Here is a 3,106-nt window from a genome sequence, read left to right as displayed (position 1 = left end):
GGTGGTGCTGGCGGGGTATTGCATGGGCGGGCTGCTGGCGCTGGCGGCGGCGCTGCGCCAGCCGGAGAAGGTGAGCGCGCTGGCGCTGCTGGCCACGCCGTGGGATTTTCATGCGGCGGACCCGGGGGTTGCCCAGCGCGTGGGCGAGGCGCTGCCGGCGATGGAGGCGGTGATGCGGTTTTCCAACACGCTGCCGATCGATGCGCTGAATGCGCTGTTTACCTTGGTGGACCCGCATGGGGTTGGCGCCAAATACCGGGATTTTGCCGGACAGCAGAAGAATTCGGCCCGCGCGCGGCGGTTTGTGGCGATGGAGGACTGGCTGGCGGACGGCGTGCCGCTGGCGGCACCCGTGGCGCGCGAGGCGCTGGGCGGCTGGTACGGCGTGAACACGCCGGCGCGCGGGCATTGGCGCGTGGCCGGGCTGGCGGTGGACCCGGCGCGGCTGGAGATGCCGGTTTTCTGCGCGATTCCCGAGCGTGACCGGCTGGTGCCGGCGGTCTCGGCGCGCCCGCTGGCGGCGCTGGTGAAGCATGCGAAGGTGATTGAGCCTCGCGCCGGGCATATTGGCATGATCGCGGGGACGCATGCGCAAACCGCGCTGTGGCAGCCTTTCGCGGACTGGCTGCAGGGGCTATGCTCAAGTACGGCCAAAGACCACACACAGAGGGAAAACAGTCATGAGTGATATCGTTATCGTTTCCGCCGCGCGGACCGCTGTCGGCAGTTTTAATGGTGTTTTTGGCGCAACGCCGGCGCATGTACTGGGGGCTGCAGCGATTGGGGCCGCGATGGCGCGGGCCGGGCTGTCGCCGGAGGATATTGACGAGGCCATTTTGGGCCAGGTGCTGAGCGCGGCGCAGGGGCAGAATCCGGCGCGCCAGGCGGTTCGCGCCGCGGGAATTCCCGATTCCAAGACGGCGTTTGGCATTAATCAGGTGTGCGGCTCGGGGCTGCGCGCAGTGGCGCTGGCGGCGCAGCAGATCCGGACGGGCGAGTCCAATATCGTGATCGCGGGCGGGCAGGAGAGCATGAGCCTCTCGGCTCATGCCGCTTATCTGCGGGCCGGGACGAAGATGGGCGATGTCGGGTTTATCGACACCATGATTAAAGACGGGCTGTGGGATGCGTTTAATGGCTATCACATGGGCGTGACCGCCGAGAATGTTGCCCGGGCGTGGCAGATTACGCGCGACCAGCAGGATGCGCTGGCGCTTGGTTCGCAGCAGAAGGCGGCGGCGGCGCAGAAGGCCGGGAAGTTCAAGGACGAGATCGTGCCGGTGACGCTGACCACCCGCAAGGGCGAGGTGGTGGTGGACCAGGATGAGTATATCAAAGGTGAAAGCACGGCTGAGGGCCTGGCCAAGCTGCGGCCGGCGTTCATGAAGGACGGCACGGTGACGGCGGGCAATGCCTCGGGCATTAACGATGGCGCCGCGGCGCTGGTGGTGATGAGCGCCGAGGAGGCCGCACGGCGGGGGCTGACGCCGCTGGCGCGCATTGCGAGCTTTGCCACCGCCGGTGTTGACCCGGCGCTGATGGGGTCCGGGCCGATCCCCTCCTCGCAGAAGGCGCTGGCGCGCGCGGGCTGGAAGGTGGCTGATTTGGACCTGATCGAGGCCAATGAGGCGTTCGCGGCGCAGGCCTGCGCGGTGAACAAGGAATTGGGGCTGGACCCGGCGAAGGTGAATGTGAACGGCGGGGCGATTGCCATCGGGCATCCGATTGGCGCCTCGGGCGCGCGGGTTTTGACCACGCTGTTGTTCGAAATGGGCCGCCGCGATGCTAAGAAGGGGCTGGCGACGCTGTGCATCGGCGGCGGCATGGGTGTTGCCATGTGCCTGGAGCGCTGAGCGTCTAGAGCGCTGATTTCAGCCGGGGGGTATGGCGCGCGCCATACCCCCCGGCCTGAGAGCCGGGCCGCCGGCCAAAGTGGGCACAACCGATGTGAAACCAAGAAAATCTGCGAGGGTGTATGGCTGTTTCCAAGGTATTCCCTGATTCCGGGGCCGCGCTTGCGGGATATTTGAAGGATGGCATGACCATCATGGCGGGCGGTTTTGGCCTGTGCGGGATTCCCGAGGCGCTGATTGCCGCGATCAAGGAATCAGGCGTGATGGGCCTGACCATCATCTCCAATAACGCGGGCATTGATAATGTTGGCCTGGGTACGCTGTTGCAGACGCGGCAGGTGAGGAAGATGATTTCCTCCTATGTGGGGGAGAACGCGACATTCGCGAAGCAGTATCTCTCAGGGGAGCTGGAGATCGAATTCAACCCGCAGGGGACGCTGGCGGAGCGGATTCGCGCCGGCGGGGCGGGGATTCCGGCGTTTTTCACCGCGACGGGCTATGGCACGGATGTGGCCAAGGGCAAGGAGACGCGCGAATTCAACGGCCGCCATTATGTGATGGAGACCGGGTTGTTCGCGGATCTGGCCATTGTGCATGCGTGGAAGGGCGATACCGAGGGGAATCTGGTGTACCGCAAGACGGCGCGCAACTTTAACCCGATGATGGCGACGGCGGCGAAGTTCACCGTGGCGGAGGTGGAGAATTTGGTGGAGCCGGGGGAGATCGACCCGGACCATATCATCACGCCGGGAATTTTTGTGAAGCGGATCGTGAAGCTCGGCCAGGTCGAGAAACGGATCGAGCAACGCACTGTTCGCAAGAGGGCTGCATAATATGCCGTGGACAAGAGACGAGATGGCCGCCAAGGCGGCGGCGGAACTGCAGGACGGGTTTTATGTGAACCTCGGCATCGGTATCCCGACGCTGGTGGCGAACCATATTCCGGAGGGTGTGTCGATCCAGCTGCAGTCGGAGAACGGGATGCTCGGCATGGGGCCGTTCCCCTATGAGGGCGAGGAAGACGCGGACCTGATCAACGCGGGTAAGCAGACGGTGACGGTGTTGCCGACGACCAGTTTTTTTGATTCGGCAGCGTCCTTCGCGATGATTAGGGGCGGGCATATTAATATCTCCATTCTCGGCGCGCTGCAGGTGGCGCAGAACGGCGACCTCGCGAACTGGATGGTGCCGGGCAAGATGGTGAAGGGCATGGGCGGGGCGATGGACCTTGTGGCCGGGGTGCCGCGGGTGGT

At 64.8% G+C, this 3,106-nt stretch carries 4 protein-coding genes; all 4 read left to right on the top strand.

Annotation, left to right across the window (positions count from 1 at the left end; genetic code table 11):
* Positions 1 to 688 (top strand): alpha/beta fold hydrolase (locus tag HKL97_RS05850; protein ID WP_291423375.1); only part of this gene is annotated, 688 nt, incomplete at its 5' end.
* Positions 681 to 1,853 carry an acetyl-CoA C-acetyltransferase gene (locus HKL97_RS05845; protein WP_291423373.1) on the top strand — a complete coding sequence of 391 codons (1,173 nt, stop codon included), beginning with the start codon at positions 681 to 683 and terminating at the stop codon, positions 1,851 to 1,853. The genes HKL97_RS05850 and HKL97_RS05845, both read left to right, overlap by 8 nt.
* 122 nt (positions 1,854 to 1,975) lie before the next feature.
* Positions 1,976 to 2,686, top strand: coding sequence for a CoA transferase subunit A (locus HKL97_RS05840; protein ID WP_291423371.1), 711 nt, complete (start codon positions 1,976 to 1,978; stop codon positions 2,684 to 2,686).
* A gap of 1 nt (position 2,687) precedes the next feature.
* Positions 2,688 to 3,106: CoA-transferase (locus HKL97_RS05835; protein ID WP_291423369.1), on the top strand; the 419-nt coding region annotated here is incomplete at its 3' end.

The organism is Acidocella sp., from assembly GCF_013044125.1.
GTDB lineage: Bacteria > Pseudomonadota > Alphaproteobacteria > Acetobacterales > Acetobacteraceae > Acidocella.
Note: the sequence above shows the minus strand (reverse complement) of the source record. Positions and strands in the feature narration are given on the sequence as shown.